Source organism: Cohnella cellulosilytica (genome assembly GCF_042431195.1).
In the GTDB taxonomy this organism is placed as follows: Bacteria; Bacillota; Bacilli; order Paenibacillales; family Paenibacillaceae; genus Cohnella; species Cohnella cellulosilytica.
Window position 1 is genome coordinate 238,869 of sequence record NZ_JBHMDN010000020.1, and the last position, 18,564, is coordinate 257,432.

Here is an 18,564-nt window from a genome sequence, read left to right on the forward strand (position 1 = left end):
AATGACAGCTTTGCGTACCGGCAATCTTTCCATCGGCGGCTCCGGCGCGATCGGCCGAAGAGGGTTATCCCTATCTATCGGAACGATTCTTGCCCTATATGCGATAGTGACGGTTTATCCGCTCGTATGGATGGTGTTCAGCGCCTTCAAGACGGACCGGGCGTTTTTTCTGGAGCCGTTCAGCTTGCCGTCCGAATGGATGCTCTCCAATTTCTCCAAAGCCTGGTCGGTCGGGAAAATGGGGATCGGATTTTCGAATACGATAGGAGTTACTTTATGTTCTTTGGTTCTGACGCTGCTGGTCGGGTCGCTGGCCTCGTATATTCTGTCGAGATTTCGGTTTAAGCTGAAGCCGGCGATCGTGGGCATGTTTATGGTCGGAATGCTCATTCCGATCCATAGCACGCTGGTGCCGCTGTTCATCATCATGAAGCAGCTCCACCTGTTGAACACGTATGCCGCGCTGATTCTGCCCTATACGGCTTTTTCCCTGCCGGTGGCCATCTTCGTGATCTCCGCTTTTATGGCGACCGTGCCGCGCGAGCTGGAAGAAGCCGCATTCGTCGACGGCTCGGGGATCTGGGGATTTTTCGTCAGAATCATGCTGCCCATATCCAGGCCCGCGCTTGCAACTACGGGAATACTGAGCTTCCTGTCATTTTGGAACGAGTATGCGTTTGCTCTCGTTTTTATCAGCAAAGCTTCTCTGAAGACGCTGCCTTTGAGCTTGAATATTTTCACGTCCGGCTTTTCGACGAGTTACGGCCTCACGCTGGCCGCAATCACGATAGCCGCGATTCCGACCATCGTGATTTATATTCTTTTTCAAGAGCAGGTCATGAAAGGAATGACCGCCGGCGCGGTCAAAGGCTGATCGATATGAAGACGGAGGAGGAAGCATGATGAAGAAGTTAAGCGAGTTCGTAACGGCTCTGGCGCTCTGCGCTGCGTTTATGCTCGTAACGGGCGGTTCCGCCAAAGCCGCCGACAGCAGCTATCCGGTCAGCTTCGAGAGCCTGTGGAACAACGAGAGCTATATCGTTCAGGACAATGTGAATACCAAGATGGGCAAGGATTACAATATGTGTTTCCCCGGCTTTGTGCAGGTGGGAGGCACCTACTACAACTATTTTATCGGCGGCGACAGCTTTGGCGTGGCGATGACCACGACGACGGACGGCGTCAATTTCTCCACGCCGGTAAGGGTGCTTTCGCCCGATCCGGGCGTCAGCTATGAAAGCTTTCCGGGTGCCTTCTACGAGGATGGAACCTTCTATTTATATACGGAAAGCTCGGCCAACGGCTACAGCATTACGCTCGCCACTTCCACGGACGGAATCAACTTTACGAAGCAGGGGACTTTGCTGACCGCCTCGGCCGGAACTTGGGACAGCGGAGGGATCGGCACGCCGAACCTGGTCAAGAAGGGCAGCGCCTATTATTTGTTCTATCACGGGTTTAATACGACGACCAACCAAATGTATACGGGAGTCGCCACCGCCCCCTCTCCGTCCGGTCCCTTTACGAAATATTCGGGAAATCCGGTTTTGCCCGCGGGTCCGTCCGGCTCTTACGATGAAGGTACGGCGGGGCGCCGGGGGATCATTCTGGAGGACGGCGTTTACTATATGGCCTATGAAGCTTCCACGGCTGCAAGCGGCTATGCGGATTTCAGCACCGCCTACTGGACGGTCGCCCTGGCCAAGTCCACGGACTTGTTGAATTGGCAGAAGCTCGGTCAAAATCCGGTTATCCCGTCCAAGTATTCTTACGGGAACGACGGCGCTACCCTGGTTGATATTTTAGGAACGAAATGGATCTATTACCGCGACGACAATAATCCTTACGGCAATGACAATTATGCCAAGAGGGCGAGATTGGCCAACGAGACGAGCGGTCCGGGAATCGGCTATGACGTCATCTACGAAGCCGAGAGTGCGACGCACGATATCGGAAGCGCCGTATCGGACGGCTGGCAAGCGCTTCAGAGCAGCGATAGCGCGGGTTATATGATTGCCGGTCCCGATCGGGCCGGACTCGCGGGCGGCGAGAATCTCGCCGTATTCAAGGCGAAAATAGCCGACAATTCGCTCGATAATGCCAATGTCATGCGGATCGAGGTCTATGACGGCACGGCAAACTCACTGATCGCCTCGCGGGAGATTACAAGACAACAATTCGTGCAAACCGATCATTACGAATTTTTTACGCTTCCCTATGTGTCGACAGAAGGACATACGCTTAAGTTCAGGGTGTATTGGTACGGAAATGCGGATATCACTTACGACAGAATCCTGGTGAAAAACGGAGATCCCGATCCCCATGCCGCATTGGTGCGCGACAATGAGCGTTTGGAGCTAAGCGACCCTTTTGACGACAATAGCCTCGGAACGGTATGGACGACGTTTAACGGCGTTTGGAGCGAGACGAACCAGGTGCTCAGACAGACTTCTACAGCATTGGGCGATCCGAAGAAAGCTTTGATCAGCAACAGCGGGATTCCTTTTCCCTCCAATATCGAGGTTACCGCCAAAGTCAGGGTGGACTCCTGGACGGACGGGGGGTACGCAAGAGCCGGCGTGAGCATCGCCAACAACACTGTGGACGGGAACGGCTACAACCTGATTTTCTACAACGATCACCAAACAGTCGCATTTCTGGATGACGGAGTCGCCTTCGGCCCCAGCTATACGTTTAATTGGTCCAACGATACGTGGTATTGGTTCAAGCTTAAAAATGATAATGGGACGCTGTACGGAAAAGTATGGGAGGACGGGAAGCAGGAGCCCGGCTACTATCCTTATCAATGGACGCACAACACCCGTACGGGCGGGTATCCGGGGTTAAACGGCGGATCGTCCGGGGCTTCCGGGAACAGCATGGTCTCCTTCGACGACGTATCCGTTCGGGACAGAAGAGGCATCTACGAAACGGAGGATTCGTCCTATCACCAGATCGGTAGAAAAGATTTGGAGGGCTGGTCGGCGAACGTCGGACAGGATAACAACGGCTACCTGCTGTACGGACCTTATGCAGCGGATATCCCGACAGGCAACCGGACTGCGGCATTCAGAATGCTGATCGATAACCCTACGTTTGATAACAACAATGTCGTTCACTTGGACGTATACGATGCGACGGCATCCGCGGTATTGGCGTCGAGAACGGTGACGCGTCAGGAATTTACGGCGGCGAACGAATTTCAGGATTTCAGCCTGGATTTCGTGAACGCAGCGGCGGGCCATCGACTGGAATTCAGAATTTATTGGTACAAATCCGCCTACATCCGAAGCGACAAAGTTATCGTCGACTAAAAATCCGCAGATTTAACACGGCATAAGAGAGAAAATTCGGAGGACCGTACGATGAGCACATATGAATCTATGCTGGCGGAGATGCATGCCGCGCAGCCGAAGCACTATTGGAGCGAGAGGGCGATTGCCCAATTGGGCTATGCAGCGAAGCTGTCGAAGATCAAGAACGGCAAATACGACGCTCTGCTGGAGAAAGCCGTAACCGCTCTGGCCGCTCGGGCGGTGGCCGAGGGAACGATTACGAAGGAAGCGGCGCTGGCGGCGGAGGAGACGCTTGTTTCTCTGTCCGCGGATTGCAAAAGCTATCGCATGATCTGCGCGGGTCATGCCCATATCGATATGAATTGGATGTGGGGCTGGGACGAGACGGTAGCGGTTACGTTGGATACGTTTCGCACCGTGCTGGACTTGATGCGCCGATATCCCGATTTTCGTTTTTCCCAATCGCAGGCGGCCATCTACCGAATTGTCGAGGAGCACGCTCCCGAGATGCTGGAAGATATCAAACAAAGAATCAAGGAGCAGCGCTGGGAGGTGACGGCGTCCCATTGGGTCGAAGCGGACAAAAACATGCCCAGCGGGGAAAGCCTCTCGCGGCACCTGCTGTATACGAGGCGTTATCTGTCCCGGCTGCTGGAAATCGACCCGGAATCGTTCGATCTCGATTTCGAGCCCGATACGTTCGGTCATAGCGAGAACGTGCCGGAAATTTTGGCGGACGGCGGCGTCAAATATTATTACCATTGCCGGGGAGACGAAGGGCATCACCTTTATCGTTGGTACGCGCCTTCCGGAAGGGCGGTGACGGCTTACCGGGAGCCGATCTGGTACAACGGGGAAATCTCTGCCGATATGGCCTGGTATTTGCCGGAATTTTGCGAGCGCTATGGACTGGACACGATGCTGAAGGTTTACGGGGTCGGGGATCACGGGGGCGGCCCGACCCGGCGCGATATCGAGAAAATTGCGGATATGGCTTCCTGGCCGATTTACCCCGCCGTATCGTTCGGAACCTTCCGGGATTTCTTTCGGTTGACGGACGCGATTGCGGACCGGCTGCCTGAAGTGCGGGGAGAGAGGAATTTCGTATTTACGGGCTGCTATACGAGCCAGAGCCGAATTAAGATGGCCAATCGCTACGGCGAGGCGGCTCTTAACGAAGCCGAATCGTTCGGGACGTTCGCGGCATTGAAGGCGGGTTTCCCTTATCGGTCGGAGCAGTTGGCCGATGCGTGGAAAAACGTGCTGTTTAACCAGTTTCACGATATTTTGCCCGGCTCCGGAGTCGCGGCGACTCGGGAGCACGCGATGGGATTGTTTCAAAATACGATGGCGACCGCTAACAGCGTGCGCAAGCTGGCCATGCAGCGAATCGTCGACGCCATCGACACGTCCAAGTATGGGCAGGAGGAGCGCGGCGGCACGACGTCGGAGGGCTCGGGCGCCGGATTCCGGGCGGACCGGTACCGCATCAGTCACGTGGAACGGGGATCGGGCAAGACGCGTATCGTCCATTTATTCAATTCCGCCTCGTTCGAGCGGGAGGAGGCGACCGAGATTACGCTTTGGGATTGGCAGGGCGATCTGTCGGCAATTCGGGTAACGGACAGCTCCGGCCACCCGGTTCGTCATCAGATCGTCGACAGCGGCTTTAATCATTACTGGGGCCATCATTATTTGACCGTTTTGCTGTTTGCCCGCGTCCCGGCTCTCGGATACGCCACCTTCGTTCTGACCGAGGGGGAGAAACGGCTTCCGACGCCTCCGTATCCCGATCCGCGCAAGGAACGGCCGAGCGGCCCCATCGTGCTGGAGAACACCCGAATCGTTGCGACGTTCGATCGGGAGAATGCGGCGCTGGTGTCTCTGATCGACAAGCGCTCGGGGAAGGAGACGATCGGACTATCGGATGCGGGTGTACGTTCGGCGGCGTTCCGGCTCATTACGGAGGATACGGATAAAGGAATGACGGCATGGTACGTAGGCCGATACAAACGCTCCGCTCCTCTGTGCGAAGAGGTTAACATCCGGGACGTCAACGTGGGAGATGGCCGGCTTCGACAATCCTTCTCCTACGAGATTCCGTTTGCTTCCTCGCTGCTGAAAGTAGCCGTCAGCCTGGACGAGGACAGCGAATGTCTTCTGTTCGAGGCGGAATGCGATTGGCAGGAGAGCGGAAACGCGGAGAAGGGAATTCCCCAGCTTGCGTTTCATGTCCCGCTGGCCTATCGCTGCGATCGTTATCGCTATGACGTTCCCTACGGAGTTGTCGCTCGCGAGGCGTCGGATATGGACGTTCCGGCCACTTCGTGGGCGCTGGCCGCAAGCCCGGAAGCCTCCGGCGCATCGCTGATGCTGGTCACGGATTCGAAATACGGCTTTCGCGGATACGGGCAAGCTCTGAGCGTGTCTCTCATCCGCGGCTCTTACGACCCTGACCCGTATCCGGAGCTCGGCATCCATCGTTTCCGCATCGGCTTAAGCGCACTCGCGGACACGAATAATCGCGCATTGGTCGAACGGGGATACCGCTTCAATCATCCTCTGAACGCGGTGTCGGGAACGTTCCGCTTGGGCAGCCTGCCTCCGGACGGCGGCTTTCTGCGGCTTGAGGAAGGCTCGATCGCCGTTTCCGCCGTCAAGCTGCCGGAGGATGGGGGAAGAGGCCTCATTATCCGCTATTACGAGACCGACGGGGAAGCGGGGCAGGCCGTTCTGCGTCTGCCGTTCCCAATCACGGGAGCCGAGCGGGTCGACGTTCATGAGACTGCCGGAGACGGCGGGCTGACGAGCGCGGAAGAAAGTGATATTCGGTCCGGCGGGCAGACAAGTGCGGAGGAGAGCGATATTCGGTTCGATGGGCAGACAAGTGCGGAGGAGAGCGATATTCGGTTCGATGGGCAGACGAGTGTGGAGGAGGGTGGCATTCGGTCCGGCGGGCAGACAAGTGCGGAGGAGAGCGATATTCGGTTTGGCGGGCAACTGCTGCACATTCGGATCAACCCCTGCGAGGTGTCGGCCGTACGCGTCTATTTCGATTAACATTTCGTCCGGACAGAAGGGGGAGGCTCGAACCGATGTACAAGATGGAACTGAACGAGGGCTGGAAGGTGCGGTTCGAAGAGCTGGCGGAGGAGGCCGACCGCTATCGCGAGATCGCGGAGAGAACGGAGGGCTGGATGACGGCCTCTCTTCCCTGCGATATCCATATGCCATTATTGGAAGCGGGACGAATCGAGGAGCCGCTGCTCCAGGATCATTTCTTTGCTTGCGAATGGACGGAGAACAAATCGTGGTGGTTTCAGAAGAGCTTTCGGATTTCGGCAGAACGATTGGGTGTTCAGCGAATCGAGCTTGTGCTGGAATCGTTGGACGCGGAGGCGGACGTGTTCCTGAACGGCTCCCCTCTTGGCCATCATCGCAGCGCCTTTTATCCTTTGCGCCGGGAGGTGAAGGAGCTGCTGCGGGAAGGGGACAACGAACTGCTTGTACGCGTAACGTCCGGTTTGGAGCCGTATGGAGACCCCGCAGAGATGGCCCGTTTCAAGGATCGGGTAGGCATTGAGAAAGGGCATAACCGCGGAGACGCCAGGCGGGTGTTCGCGCGCAAGCCGCAGTACGGCTTCGGTTGGGACTGGGGGCCGCGGGTGGCGACCTGCGGCATCGTCGGAGGCGTCCGCCTGGAGGGCTATGATCAAGCGGCGATTCGCCAGGTTCATGTATACACGGAATCGATCCTCGGCAGCGAGGCGGTCGTAAGCTTCGAGGTGGAGATCGAGAACCTGCATCCTTATTCTACGCTGGAGGCCGAGGTTCATGTCGAACTGAGCCGCGATGGGTTGGCAGCGGTCGGCCTGTCGAAGAAGGTGCCGCTTCGTTCCGGCCTGAATTACGTCGACTTGCGGCATACGGTTACGGACGCAAAGCTGTGGTGGCCCAACGGGATGGGCAGCCCGGATTTATATGAAGTGTCCGTATCGGTTGCGCTGCGGGAACGAACGATTCGTTATCCGGAGTTTCGGATGGGCCTTCGAACGATCAAGCTGGATCAGGCGCCCGTTCGCGAAGGGGAGCGGCTGTTCGCGATTAACGTGAACGGAGTGAGGGCGTTCTGCAAGGGGGCGAACTGGATACCCGCGGATTCCGTCTATGCGCGGATTTCGGACGAGAAGTATGCCGAACTGGTGTCCGAGGCCAAGGCCGCTCATTTTAACATGCTGCGCGTCTGGGGAGGCGGACTCTACGAGTCCGAAGCCTTCTATGAAGCCTGCGATCGTAACGGAATCATGATCTGGCAGGATTTTATGTTTGCCTGCGCTTTGTATCCGGACGATCTGCCCTGGTTCCGCGAGGAGGTACGGGAGGAGATGGAGTATCAGACGCGCCGGCTTCGCAATCATCCCAGCCTTGTTTTATGGTGCGGCAACAACGAGAATCACTGGAACTTCGACATGTGGAAGCAGGCTGATCCGGAAGAAAGCTTCGTGGGCGGAGCGATCTGCTATAACGAATTGGCACCACGCATCGTTCGCCGCAATTGCCCGGAAATTCCGTATTGGAACAGCTCGCCTTACGGCGGGGTACATCCGAACGGTGAGGATTGCGGGGACACCCATTACTGGCACGATGCGATGATGAGCCCCGAGATGGAGAAGAGAATTACTCCCGAACGGTACGACGATTGGACATCGAAATTCGTATCCGAGTACGGCTATATCGGACCCTGCCGCAAATCGACGATCGAGCGTTATCATGCAGGCGAACCGCTGGACCGGGAAGGGCGCATTTGGCAGCTGCACAACAATATGTACGAGAAAGAGACGGTCGCGGCAGGCATCGCGAAACACTACGCGGACGCGAAAGGGCTGGATCTGGACGAATATTTGCTCTATGCCGGATTGTGCCAGGGATTGATGTACGGCTATTCGCTGGAGGCGATGCGTTACAGGCTCGACTGCTCCGGCGCATTATTCTGGATGTACAACGATTGTTGGGGCGAGGTCGGCTGGAGCGTAATCGATTATGAATTGAAACGAAAAATCTCCTGGTATTTCGCAAAGCGGGCTTGCGCTCCCGTTGCCTTGATCGTGAGGGAAAACGAGGGTTTAATACGAGCTGTGGGCATTAACGAGACCGGCGAGGACATTCGGTGCGAGCTGGAGTACGGCTGCGTTTCTTTCGACGGACGCGTGCGGGACACGGAAAGAACGGACATCCTGCTTCCGGCGTATTCGAGGGACGTCGTTCTGGAATTTGCGAAATCGACCGGGGACGCTTCGTCAGTCTGTTGGTTCGTTCGCCCCGAGACGGACTCCTCTCATCTCGAGATATTGCCGGCAATTCTGCGCGCCGGAGCCGTTCGCGATCTAGGGCTCCCCGCGCCGAGCTTGTCGGTTAGCGAGTTTGTCCGGGTTGAGGAGGGCGTGCGATTCACGGTAACGAGCGACGTCTACGCCCATGCTGTCCATTTCGGACTGCCGGATCGTATAAAGCTGTCGGATGAATATTTCGATCTGCTGCCCGGCCAGCGTCGAACGATTACGGTTCACGATCCGTCCGTTCAGGCGGAGGAAATCGTGCCGAGGGCGGTACGGCTTCACTCTTGATTCAGTTGGCCAATCCAAGGCTGCGGTCAGCGGAATCGTGGTGGAACTCCCATACCGAACAAACGGAAGCCTCTGCTGCCAAGCGGAGGCTTGGCTTCTCCGGCTATTGCAGCACATCACCGAATAACCGGCTGACTGCGAAGGAGACGCAGGGGAGCCTGCTTGAGGCGACAAGGTCGTCATTCTCGTATAGCTGGATCAGCTCATAATTTCCCTGCTCGTCCAAATGAAACTGCTCCAGCGTCCGGGTCTCGGGATCGACAATCCAATATTCCGGCACGCCGTGTTTCTCGTATACCGCCCTTTTTTTCAGCCTATCTCGTTTTTGGGAGCTTGGGGAGAGGACCTCCACGGCCAGATCCGGCGGGCCTTCTATTCCCCGGGAAGTGACAATGTGCTTCCGGCTGCGATGGATCATGATCGCGTCGGGCTGCACAACGTTCGTGTCGCTCAAGATAACATCCAGCGGCGCAACATAGATCAGGTAATCCGATTTGCAGCTTTGTTTCAGCTCAAAGCAAAGATCCAACGCAATAGACTGATGCGAGGCCGTAGGACTCGGAGACATCCGCTCCAGCACTCCGTCGATGACCTCGTAACGGTTCCCGTCGTCGGGCAATGCCGCATAAGTCTCGTAGGTTGCCGGCAGCTCCTTCACTTTGTCTGCGGCTTTTTTGTTTTTTTCCATTTGAATCCTTCCTTTCTTGGAAATTCGGAGTCGGCTATGTCAACTGATCCAGCGGAACGGGAAGGCTGCGAACAAGCTCGTCCATGCTGAAAGAAATGCAGGGAGCGGTACGGGAACGAATCGGTTTCTCTCCGGAATAAACCTCGATCAGTTCATAATAGTGTTCGCGCAGCTCATATTGCTCCAAAGTAAAGTTGAATGGATCAACGATCCAGTATTCGTGTACTCCATACTTGGCATAGACCTTGCGCTTCGTCAGCTTGTCCCGCTTGAGGGAGTGCTTGGACGTAATCTCGACGACGAGGTCGAGAGCGCCGTTAATGCCCCGGTTACTGATAATGTGCGCGCGGCTCATGTGGATCATGACGAGATCGGGCTGTCGAACTTCGGTATCCGAGAGAATGACGTCGAGCGGGGCGGCCAGAATAATGAATTCGTTCCGGCAGCTAGCATCCAACCGGAGCACGATCTGGACACTTAACAGTTGATGAATGGACGTGGGTGAAGGACTCATCAATTCCAGCACGCCGTCCGAAATCTCGTAACGGTTGCCGTCGTCTACCATATTCGCGTACATCTCGTAGGTAACGGGCGATTCCTTCACCAGTTCCTCGTACGTCTTCTTCTTCATTTTTTCCGCCTCCGGTTCATTTTCACCGATCAGTTGAGTTGACGGGACAATGGACAAACGATAGCTAACTTAGTTTCTCCGGCAGAGAGGGAAGACCGCGAACAAGCTCGTCCATGCTGAAAGAAACGCAAGGGGCCGTGCGGGAACGAATCGTTTCCTCTCCGGAATAGACATCGACCAGTTCATAATAGTGTTCGCGCAGCTCATATTGCTCCAAAGTAAAATTGGATGGATCGACGATCCAGTATTCGCGCACGCCGTACTTGGCGTATACGTTGCGTTTTGTCAGCTTGTCCCGCTTGAGGGAGTGCTTGGACGTAATCTCGACGACGAGATCGGGAGCGCCGTTAATGCCCCGGTTACTGATAATGTGCGTGCGGCTCATGTGGATCATGACGAGATCGGGCTGTCGAACCTCGGTATCCGAGAGGATCACGTCGAATGGAGCGGCTAAAATGATAAACTCGTTCCGGCAGCCTCCGTCCAGTATGACCTGCATCTTATGGCAGATGAATTGATGGATAAATGCCGGCGAAGGACTCATCAATTCCAACACCCCGTCCGAAATCTCGTAACGGTTGCCGTCATCCTCCATATTCGCGTACATCTCGTAGGTCACGGGCGATTCCTTCACCAGTTCTGCATATGTTTTTTTCTTCATTTTCTCCGCTCCCGGTTCATAGCCAAAAAGCACCCCGCAAAGAAACACGCGATCGTGTTCGACTTTGGGAGGTGCTTCCTCGACTTGATTTCCTTAATTATGCCGAATTCATCAAGGGTTGTCAATCTTCGATGCTAGGCCGCACGGCCATTACGATTTGCGCTAGAGCGACCGAGGAGATAGGATTAAGAGAAAGCGAGAGGAAGGAGGAAGCGCCATGAAGCTTTCATTTCGGCAAGTCGAAACCGGAGAGGATATCGAGGCTGCGGCTCGTTTGGCTTCGGAAATTTGGCATGAGTATTTCATCAGCATCATTTCGATCGAGCAGATCGATTATATGCTGGATAAGTTTCAGTCCGTTCACGCTTTGGAGGCCCAGATCGAGCGCCAAGGCTACGAATATTACTTCATGCAGGCGGACGGACGCAACGTTGGGTACATAGGGATCAAGCCGGAGGAGACGAAGCTGCTGCTGAGCAAGTTTTACCTTCTCAAGGCGCACAGAGGCCAAGGGTACGCGAGCCAGGCGATGGGCTTCCTGGAGGAGCTGTGCAAGCAGCGCAAGCTGGGCGCGATCTGGCTGACCGTGAATCGGCACAACGCATCCACAATTGCGGTTTATGAGAAAAAAGGCTTTCGAACCGTTCGCGAGCAAGTGGCGGACATCGGAGGCGGTTACGTTATGGACGATTATATTATGGAAAGGGAAATCTCTCTCGAGCGTTAAAAGGGGCGAAAAATTCGCGTGAATGAACGCCTCGCTTCCATTAATCGAACTTGGACGAAGGGGAGTCGCGAAGGGCGATAGGTTGAGAGAGCCTGTCAATTCCTTCGCGGTAAAGAAGCCTCATCCCCTCCGTCTGATTCGGGATGTTCTACAAAATCGAGTATTTCCGAGCGAAAAGTCGGTTTCTGGGTCGGGATGTTCTACAAAATCGGTTATCTCCGAGCGAAAAGTCGGTTTTCGGACCGAGATGTTCTACAAAATCGAGTATTTCCGAGCGAAAAGCCCGTTTCCTGACCGAGATGTTCTAAAGAATCGGTTATCTCCACGTGAAAAGTCTCCGTCTGTCCCAATGTCTTGAGAGAGTCAGTTACTTCCTCGCCATCTGACCATCATACGTGATAAATCCTGCTACTCTCCCCCGATAAGTTACATCCTGCTAAAGAATGCACGCACAGCTCAAGCAACCTGCACACTACGAGCAACTTATACACTACGAACAATCTGCACACCACGAACAATTTACACAGCCTGCGTCCCTCGTGTAACCCGCACAACACGAACAACACGAACAACATCCTACATTGGCGCTCCAATGACGCTTCGAGCGAGGCCCAGGTAAAGAGGGGCTAGATAAGTCTCACAACGGCACTTCGATGGACATACAACACGCACAGCATCCTACATTGGCGCTCCAATGGACATATCAGATAACGGGGAGGCTCCCGGAAACTTCATACGTCAAGTTCTCCAGCAGTTTCGATGAATAGGAGGCAAGTGCGAGAGAAGGTGAATGGAGCGGCTCGGTTTTTATTTGTCGTCTTCAAACGATCAAATACTACTCGACATTTATGTTCGTTTAAATTAATATTATGTTATAAACGAACATAAAGCTAAAGGAGCTAATTCCATGTCCTCATCCAAACCGCGGCTGAACCGGATGTTCAGCGAGCAAGGCAAATGCTTCGACGTAGCGATCGATCATGGCTTTTTTAACGAATATTCCTTTCTGTCCGGCATTGAAAATATGAAAAGCGCCATCGAAACGGTCGTTCAGGCCGGGCCGGATTGCATTCAGCTCAGCACGGGACAGGCGAGATTGCTGCAGGGGATTCCGGGGAAAAAGAAGCCGGGCCTCGTGCTGCGTACGGACGCCGCCAACATTTACGGCAGCGCGCTGCCGCGCCATCTGTTCAGCGAGCTGATCGACCGTGCGATCGAGCAGGCGGTTCAACTGGATGCGGTCGCGGTGTGCGTCAACCTGCTGCTGCTGCCGAATCAGCCGGAGCTGCACCATCAATGCGTGCGCAACGTCTCGCTGCTGAAGACGGAGAGCGATAAATACGGCATGCCGCTGATGGTCGAGCCGCTGGTCATGCTGCCGAACGAAGAGAAGGGCGGTTATATGGTCGACGGCGACATTCGCAAAATTATGCCGCTCGTCCGGCAGGCGGTCGAGCTGGGAGCGGACGTCATCAAGGCCGATCCTTGCGACGACGTGACCGAGTATCATCGCGTTATCGAGGTTGCGTCCGGCATTCCTGTGCTCGTTCGCGGGGGAGGACGCGCGAGCGACGAGGAGATCGTGAACCGGACGGTCGAGCTGATGAACCAGGGGGCGTCCGGTATCGTGTATGGAAGGAACGTCGTGCAGCATCCGACGCCGGGCGCGATGACATCGGCGCTGATGAGCATCGTCCACGAGGGAGCGGAGGCCGAGCAGGCGCTGGCGATTTTGAAGGGGGCGCAGCAATAATGGCGAAAACGATTGTATCCTTCGGCGTTATCGGCTGCGGGCTGATGGGCAAGGAATTCGCCAGCGCGGCGGCCCGCTGGTGCCATCTGACCGGCGTCGACTTCGAGCCGCGCATCGTGGCGGTATGCGACGCCAATCCGGCGGCGACGCAGTGGTTCGAGGAAAACGTGCCGAGCGTGGAGCGCGCGTATACGGATTACAAGGAGCTGCTCGCCGATCCGGCGGTCGAGGCGATCTACTGCGCGGTTCCGCATAACCTGCACGAGCGGATCTATATCGATATTATCCGGGCGGGCAAGCATTTGCTGGGAGAGAAGCCGTTCGGCATCGATCGTCGGGCAAATGAAGCGATTATGGCGGCCATTCGGGAAAATCCGCAGGTCGTTGTGCGGAGCTCCTCGGAATTTCCGTTTTTCCCGGGGGCCCAGCAGATCGTTCAGTGGGTGAACGAGGGCAAGTTCGGGCGGATTATCGAGGTCGAGGCCGGCTTCTGGCATTCCAGCGACCTGGACCCGACGAAGCCGATCAACTGGAAGCGCCGGATCGCGACGAACGGGGAGTACGGCTGCATGGGCGACCTCGGCCTGCACGTGCTGCATCTGCCGATGCGCTTCGGCTGGAAGCCGAACAGCGTGCGCGCGCTGCTGTCCAAGATCGTCGACGAACGTCCGGACGGCAAGGGAGGGATGGCGCCCTGCGAGACGTGGGACAACGCGATTCTCGCCTGCGACGTGAAGACGGACGATCAGCGGTTTCCGATGGTGCTGTCGACGAAACGAATCGCGCCCGGACACGCCAATACGTGGTTTATTCGCATCCAGGGCACGGAGATGTCCGCGGAATTCACGACCAAAAATCCGAAGCAAGTGGCCTCCCTTCCTTACACGCCGGGCGGACGGCAGGCTTGGCATGTCGTTGATGCGCCGTACAAGTCGACTTACGACACGATAACCGGCGGAATTTTCGAATTCGGCTTCTCCGACTCGATTCTGCAAATGTGGGCGGCGTTCTGCGACGAAGTCGCACACGGCAGGGCGGGCATGCGGCAGCCGTTCGCGTGCGCGCTGCCGGAGGAGGCCGCCGGCAGCCATCGCCTGTTCACCGCGGCGCTCGAATCGCACAAGACGGGCGGAACGGCGCTTGTCGATTGGGGGGACGGGGCGTGAGCGAGCGCCGGAGTTCCGCGGCGGAAAGCGAGGTTATCGTAGCTGGCCATATCTGTTTGGATATCATTCCGGCGATGCGCGGCGCGGCGGCGCCCGGACAGAGCGTCGGGGAGCTGCTCGTCCCTGGCAAGCTGATCGACGTCGGCGCCGCGGCTTTCTCTACTGGCGGAGCCGTGCCGAATACGGGGATCGCCTTGCGCCGTCTCGGTTTGCCGGTTACTCTGATGGGGAAGGTCGGAGACGATCTGATCGGTTCGACGATTCAGTCGATCGTCGGCAGCTATGACGAACGGCTTGCGGAAGGGATGATCGTCGCCCCCGGGGAGCCCAGCTCGTATTCCGTCGTCATCAGTCCTCCGGGCATCGACCGGATTTTCCTTCATTGCACCGGCGCGAACGATACGTTCTCGGCGGACGACGTGTCCGCGGAGAAGCTGGAGGGGGCCAGGTTGTTTCATTTCGGCTACCCGCCTCTGATGAAGCGGATGTACGAGAGCGGCGGGGCCGAGCTGGTGCGGCTGCTTTCCCTGGTGAAGTCCCAAGGGCTGACGGTATCGCTCGATCTGGCGCGTCCGGACCCGGAGTCCCCCGCGGGACGGGCCGATTGGAGGGCGATTCTGCAGGGCGCGCTGCCGCAGGTCGACGTGTTCCTGCCGAGCTTCGAGGAGATTTTGTACATGCTGCAGCCGCGGCGGTATCGCGAGCTGGCGGAGCGTCAAGGCTCGGACGAGCTGCTTGGCCATGCGGACGGTCCGCTGCTGTCCGAGCTCTCGGCGGAGCTGCTGAATATGGGGGCGGCGATCGTCGCGATCAAGCTGGGCGAGCACGGCTTGTATGTGCGGACGACCGATAGCGCCGAACGTCTGGCGGGCATGGGGCCGTGCACTCCGACGGACGCAAGCTGGCGAAGCCGCGAGCTGTACGCGCCGTGCTTCCGGGTAGAGGTGGCGGGAACGACGGGGGCCGGCGACTGTACGATCGCCGGATTTCTGACCGGGCTGCTCAAGGGGCTGACGGCGGAGGAGACGCTGCTGGCGGCCGTGGGCACGGGCGCGCATAACGTGGAACGGGCCGATGCGGTGAGCGGCATTCCGGATTGGGCGAGCCTGCGAAGCAGAATTGCCGCGGGCTGGGCTCAGCGGGAGCCGGGACCGTCGCTGCCCGGCTGGTCGCGCGATCCGGCGAGCGGAGTATGGTCCGCCGAGGCGGACCGATAAACAAGGAGGTTGAACCATGTCCATATTGCGAAGCGAAGTGAGAAGAGCCCAGGAGCGCGCGGCGGAGCTGCTGGCATCCGCCGGCGTCGTGCTGACCGCCGCCGAACGGCAAGCGATCGAGGTGGCCGGCTTCGGGCTGGGCCAGTTGGAGACGCAAGGCTTGGAATTGGTTACGTACGTGAACACGGATCGTTACTGCGCCAAGGATCTGGTGCTGTTCCCGCGCCAGACGTGCCCGGAGCATCGGCATCCTCCGGTAGACGGCGAGCCGGGCAAAATGGAGACGTTCCGCTGTCGCCGGGGACTCGTGTATTTGTATGTGGAAGGAGAGGCGGCAGCGGCTCCGCAAGCCGTTGTGCCTTCGGGAAGCGAGAGCTACTATACGGTATTCCATGAGATCGCGCTTCAGCCGGGCGAGCAGTATACGATTGCTCCGAATACGAAGCATTGGTTCCAGGCCGGTCCGGAGGGGGCGGTCGTGTCCGAGTTTTCCAGCACAAGCCGGGACGAGTGCGATATCTTCACCGATCCGCGAATCGAGAGAATGCCTCGCGTCGTCGAGGACTGACGGGAGGAGGGGAGACCGCATGCGGCTGCACGGCAGACAGTGGACGAGAAGGGAAATCGAGGCGCGTATCGGCGGCATTGCGCAGATCGGCGGCGTTCGAAGGCTGACGCTGACGGAAGGCAGAGAAGCGGGCACGGAGCTGATCGAGGTGCGGACGGGCGCCGGCCTGGCGCTTGAGATCGCGCCTTCCAAGGGACTGGACATCTCGCTGGCCCAGCTCTGGGGAACGCCGATCTCCTGGCAGTCGCCGAACGGGAATGCGCATCCGGCGTTGTACGAGCCGGAAGGGACGGGCTGGCTGCGCACGGCCTCGGGCGGACTGCTGATGACCTGCGGCTTGGCGCATGTCGGTTCTCCTTCCCGGGACGAGTCCGGCAGCTACGGCCTGCACGGCCGGGCGCACCATACTCCGGCCCGCAGCGTCGGCATCCGCGAGGAATGGATCGGCGACGAGCTGCACTGGAGCGTGTTCGGCGTCGTGGAGGAAACGGCGATTTTCGGCAGCAAGCTAAGGCTGACAAGGAAGCTTTCCGGCAGGCTGGGCGACAATCGCGTCGAAATCCGGGACCGGGTGGAGAATTTCGGATTTCGGCCCGCGGAGCATATGATGCTGTATCATTTCAACTTCGGATTCCCCCTGCTGGACGAGCGGACGGAAATCCGGCTTCCCGAGGCCGACCGCGAAGTTCGCGCCGGAGGTCCGGCGACGCTGGACAGCTGCGCCTCGTGGGAGGCGCCGAACCCCGACGCCGCGGAAACCGTGTATTACCATTCCTTGAAGCGGGAGGCGGTCGGCGCAGACGGGATGGCCGAGGCTCGCATCGTCCAGCCGGAATTTCCGGCCGCCGCGGGCCCGCGGCCGACCGAGGTTGCGCTGCGCTGGTCGGCGGACACGCTCCCGCTGCTCGTTCAGTGGCGGATGCCCGGAGCCGGGGAGCACGTTCTCGGCCTGGAGCCGGCCAACTGCCGCGTCGAAGGACGGGAAGCGGAACGCCGCCGCGGAGGCACGCTCGTTCTCGCGCCCGGCCAATCGGTCGATTATCGATTGGAGTTGAACGCCGATTAACGGAAGGCGATAATAGAGACATCTCGATCGGGAGGCCGCACGGCGATGAAAGGAAATTATTACAGTCTAAATGCAAGGCAGCAGCAGATGCTTGAACAGATTTCGCGCGAAGGCGAGGTCCGGGTGACTGCGTTAAGGGAAACGTACGGCGTCACCGAGATGACGATTCGCCGCGATCTGGAGAAGCTGGAGGAGACCGGCGAGGTTAAGCGGACGTTCGGCGGCGTCATCTTCGTCGGCCGGGACGTGGCGCTGCAGGAGCGCGTGACCCTGCTGTCCGACGAGAAGGCCAGAATCGGCCGCTATGCCGCCGCGCTGATCAAGCCGGGGGAATCGGTCTTTATCGACGGAGGCACGACGACCTCGCAGATTGCCCGATTTTTGCCGCACGGGATGAACATTACGGTCGTGACCAACGCGCTTAACGTCGTGACCGAGCTGTCCGGCAAGCAAATTCCCGTCATGATGACGGGAGGCGTGTATATGGAAGCGACGCATTGCCTCTCGGGGCCGCTTGCGGTGCAGAGCTTGTCCGGGATGGCGTTCCACCGGGCCTTCCTCGGCACGACGGGCGTTACCGCGGACCACGGCTTCAGCAATTCCAACATTTACGAGGCGGAGATCAAGCAGCTGGCGATCCGCCAGGCAACCGAGACGACGGTCGTCGCGGACCGTTCGAAATTCGGAACGAAGATGCTGATTTCGTTCGCGCCTCTGTCCGGGGTGCAGCGGATTGTGACCGACAGCCTGCCTGATGAAACGCTTGCGCTGGCCTGCCGGGAATCCGGCGTTCTGCTGGAGGTCGCGGAGTAACGGCGGACGCAAGCACAAACGCCTGCGGCGTCCATAGGACGGCGAACGCGTTTGTGTCGGAGACGATACAGAAAGGATAAGGGTGAAACTTATAAATTATGTATAGTGAACGGAAAGACGCCCCCTATGGCCGCTGTTCAGGCGGTCAGGGGGCGTCTTCTGCATGCGTGGAGGAGAATGTCCGGCAAACCGGCTTTCGCGCGCCCGAATGTGTCAGGACAAGGGATTTCAGACCCTCCGCAAGGAAAATCGTACCTTCTCCCCGCAATTGTACCTTTACGCGGCCCGCCGTATTCCGCTAACATTTTCGATACGGAAAACGCTAACAAGCACGGGGAACAGGCGCAATTGGAG

14 protein-coding genes are annotated in these 18,564 nt (G+C 57.8%); 11 read left to right on the forward strand and 3 right to left on the reverse strand.

The window, feature by feature from the left end; all coding sequences use genetic code 11:
- Window position 1: 1 nt before the first annotated feature.
- Genes ACFFT4_RS16160 through ACFFT4_RS16175 form a run of 4 tightly spaced genes read left to right on the forward strand, consistent with a single transcriptional unit; the run spans window position 2 to window position 8,920 of the window.
- On the forward strand, window positions 2-874 hold the full coding sequence (locus tag ACFFT4_RS16160) for a carbohydrate ABC transporter permease (protein WP_378049319.1): 873 nt from the start codon (window positions 2-4) through the stop codon (window positions 872-874).
- A 28-nt stretch (window positions 875-902) separates the two neighbouring features.
- Complete coding sequence (locus ACFFT4_RS16165) at window positions 903-3,314, forward strand: family 43 glycosylhydrolase (RefSeq protein ID WP_378049321.1); 2,412 nt, start codon at window positions 903-905, stop codon at window positions 3,312-3,314.
- Window positions 3,315-3,365: 51 nt separating this feature from the next.
- Complete coding sequence (locus tag ACFFT4_RS16170; protein ID WP_378049323.1) at window positions 3,366-6,356, forward strand: alpha-mannosidase; 2,991 nt, start codon at window positions 3,366-3,368, stop codon at window positions 6,354-6,356.
- Between the two features lie 35 nt (window positions 6,357-6,391).
- Window positions 6,392-8,920 (forward strand): beta-mannosidase, encoded by a 2,529-nt coding sequence (locus ACFFT4_RS16175; protein ID WP_378049325.1) that lies wholly within the window; start codon window positions 6,392-6,394, stop codon window positions 8,918-8,920.
- A 103-nt stretch (window positions 8,921-9,023) separates the two neighbouring features.
- On the opposite strand, the gene ACFFT4_RS16180 is transcribed toward ACFFT4_RS16175, so the two are convergent.
- The 3 genes from ACFFT4_RS16180 to ACFFT4_RS16190 all read right to left on the reverse strand — a co-directional run bounded on the left by ACFFT4_RS16180 (window position 9,024) and on the right by ACFFT4_RS16190 (window position 10,900).
- The gene (locus ACFFT4_RS16180) at window positions 9,024-9,608 is read right to left on the reverse strand and encodes a Uma2 family endonuclease (protein ID WP_378049327.1); all 585 of its coding nucleotides are present in this window, start codon (window positions 9,606-9,608) and stop codon (window positions 9,024-9,026) included.
- A gap of 34 nt (window positions 9,609-9,642) precedes the next feature.
- Entirely contained in the window at window positions 9,643-10,239 is a 597-nt protein-coding gene (locus ACFFT4_RS16185) for a Uma2 family endonuclease (protein WP_378049328.1), read from the reverse strand.
- A 64-nt stretch (window positions 10,240-10,303) separates the two neighbouring features.
- The gene (locus ACFFT4_RS16190) at window positions 10,304-10,900 is read right to left on the reverse strand and encodes a Uma2 family endonuclease (protein WP_378049329.1); all 597 of its coding nucleotides are present in this window, start codon (window positions 10,898-10,900) and stop codon (window positions 10,304-10,306) included.
- 217 nt (window positions 10,901-11,117) lie between these two features.
- On the opposite strand from ACFFT4_RS16190, the gene ACFFT4_RS16195 reads away from it, so the two are divergent.
- The 7 genes from ACFFT4_RS16195 to ACFFT4_RS16225 all read left to right on the forward strand — a co-directional run bounded on the left by ACFFT4_RS16195 (window position 11,118) and on the right by ACFFT4_RS16225 (window position 18,210).
- Window positions 11,118-11,627, forward strand: a complete 510-nt coding sequence (locus ACFFT4_RS16195; RefSeq protein ID WP_378049331.1) for a GNAT family N-acetyltransferase — start codon at window positions 11,118-11,120, stop codon at window positions 11,625-11,627.
- 907 nt (window positions 11,628-12,534) lie between these two features.
- Window positions 12,535-13,380, forward strand: a complete 846-nt coding sequence (locus tag ACFFT4_RS16200; protein WP_378049332.1) for a class I fructose-bisphosphate aldolase — start codon at window positions 12,535-12,537, stop codon at window positions 13,378-13,380.
- Window positions 13,380-14,546 carry a Gfo/Idh/MocA family protein gene (locus ACFFT4_RS16205; RefSeq protein ID WP_378049334.1) on the forward strand — a complete coding sequence of 389 codons (1,167 nt, stop codon included), beginning with the start codon at window positions 13,380-13,382 and terminating at the stop codon, window positions 14,544-14,546. Before ACFFT4_RS16200 ends, ACFFT4_RS16205 begins: the two co-directional genes overlap by 1 nt.
- The gene (locus ACFFT4_RS16210; protein WP_378049336.1) at window positions 14,543-15,763 is read left to right on the forward strand and encodes a carbohydrate kinase family protein; all 1,221 of its coding nucleotides are present in this window, start codon (window positions 14,543-14,545) and stop codon (window positions 15,761-15,763) included. Before ACFFT4_RS16205 ends, ACFFT4_RS16210 begins: the two co-directional genes overlap by 4 nt.
- A 16-nt stretch (window positions 15,764-15,779) precedes the next feature.
- On the forward strand, window positions 15,780-16,331 hold the full coding sequence (locus tag ACFFT4_RS16215; protein ID WP_378049338.1) for a D-lyxose/D-mannose family sugar isomerase: 552 nt from the start codon (window positions 15,780-15,782) through the stop codon (window positions 16,329-16,331).
- A 19-nt stretch (window positions 16,332-16,350) separates the two neighbouring features.
- Window positions 16,351-17,397 carry a DUF4432 family protein gene (locus ACFFT4_RS16220; protein WP_378049340.1) on the forward strand — a complete coding sequence of 349 codons (1,047 nt, stop codon included), beginning with the start codon at window positions 16,351-16,353 and terminating at the stop codon, window positions 17,395-17,397.
- Between the two features lie 45 nt (window positions 17,398-17,442).
- Window positions 17,443-18,210 carry a DeoR/GlpR family DNA-binding transcription regulator gene (locus ACFFT4_RS16225; RefSeq protein ID WP_378049341.1) on the forward strand — a complete coding sequence of 256 codons (768 nt, stop codon included), beginning with the start codon at window positions 17,443-17,445 and terminating at the stop codon, window positions 18,208-18,210.
- Window positions 18,211-18,564: the final 354 nt, after the last annotated feature.

Coding starts and splice junctions, on each gene's coding strand:
- ACFFT4_RS16160 (WP_378049319.1), top strand. CDS start 2: ATGACAGCTTTGCGTACCGGCAATCTTTCCATCGGCGGCTCCGGCGCG.
- ACFFT4_RS16165 (WP_378049321.1), top strand. CDS start 903: ATGAAGAAGTTAAGCGAGTTCGTAACGGCTCTGGCGCTCTGCGCTGCG.
- ACFFT4_RS16170 (WP_378049323.1), top strand. CDS start 3,366: ATGAGCACATATGAATCTATGCTGGCGGAGATGCATGCCGCGCAGCCG.
- ACFFT4_RS16175 (WP_378049325.1), top strand. CDS start 6,392: ATGTACAAGATGGAACTGAACGAGGGCTGGAAGGTGCGGTTCGAAGAG.
- ACFFT4_RS16180 (WP_378049327.1), bottom strand. CDS start 9,608: ATGGAAAAAAACAAAAAAGCCGCAGACAAAGTGAAGGAGCTGCCGGCA.
- ACFFT4_RS16185 (WP_378049328.1), bottom strand. CDS start 10,239: ATGAAGAAGAAGACGTACGAGGAACTGGTGAAGGAATCGCCCGTTACC.
- ACFFT4_RS16190 (WP_378049329.1), bottom strand. CDS start 10,900: ATGAAGAAAAAAACATATGCAGAACTGGTGAAGGAATCGCCCGTGACC.
- ACFFT4_RS16195 (WP_378049331.1), top strand. CDS start 11,118: ATGAAGCTTTCATTTCGGCAAGTCGAAACCGGAGAGGATATCGAGGCT.
- ACFFT4_RS16200 (WP_378049332.1), top strand. CDS start 12,535: ATGTCCTCATCCAAACCGCGGCTGAACCGGATGTTCAGCGAGCAAGGC.
- ACFFT4_RS16205 (WP_378049334.1), top strand. CDS start 13,380: ATGGCGAAAACGATTGTATCCTTCGGCGTTATCGGCTGCGGGCTGATG.
- ACFFT4_RS16215 (WP_378049338.1), top strand. CDS start 15,780: ATGTCCATATTGCGAAGCGAAGTGAGAAGAGCCCAGGAGCGCGCGGCG.
- ACFFT4_RS16220 (WP_378049340.1), top strand. CDS start 16,351: ATGCGGCTGCACGGCAGACAGTGGACGAGAAGGGAAATCGAGGCGCGT.
- ACFFT4_RS16225 (WP_378049341.1), top strand. CDS start 17,443: ATGAAAGGAAATTATTACAGTCTAAATGCAAGGCAGCAGCAGATGCTT.